Below are 524 nucleotides of genomic sequence, written 5' to 3'. Positions count from 1 at the left end.
ACAGCTGTCTGCGCCTCAATGGACACCGGCAGGTATTTGAACAATCGTCGGATCACGGTTTTCTTGGCCATCTCATCGAAGTGCGACTTCCAGGGGCCATCGCTTCCAGCCTTGGAGCCGTCCCGAATGGCTTTGATTTCCGCCATGGACATATATTCCACCTGCCAGCCACCGGAGCTCAGATGACCTACCGCATAGACGCCGATCATTGTGTCATTGCCATTACGGGTCAGTGACGGCTTGTGGATAACCGTGGTCTGTGTTCCGTAGAGAATCTCGAACTCTTCACCTTCGTACACACACCGTGCATCGATGTGCTTAATGGCACCGGAACGTCGCGCCAGCTCCAGCATGCCGCGATAGCCCAGCATGAACTGGCACTCCAGCTTGTTCAGCTTGCGGTTGAAATAGGGGATCAGATAGCAGTGCCCCAGCGCTCCTCCGGGTACCAGCCCCAGCTGTGCGGACTGGATAACGGAGCCAAGCAGTGAGGCATCGGTGCACTCTTTCAGCTTCGGTGTCTT

At 56.1% G+C, this 524-nt stretch carries 1 protein-coding gene; it reads right to left on the bottom strand.

Going from position 1 to position 524, the window contains the following annotated elements; translation table 11 throughout:
• The coding region (locus ABD892_RS10070; RefSeq protein WP_345195493.1) for a recombinase RecT at nt 1-524 on the bottom strand (524 nt) is incomplete at both ends.

This window comes from Kistimonas scapharcae, from assembly GCF_039540975.1.
Lineage (GTDB): Bacteria > Pseudomonadota > Gammaproteobacteria > Pseudomonadales > Endozoicomonadaceae > Kistimonas > Kistimonas scapharcae.
This window is presented reverse-complemented; position numbering and strand designations above follow the sequence as displayed.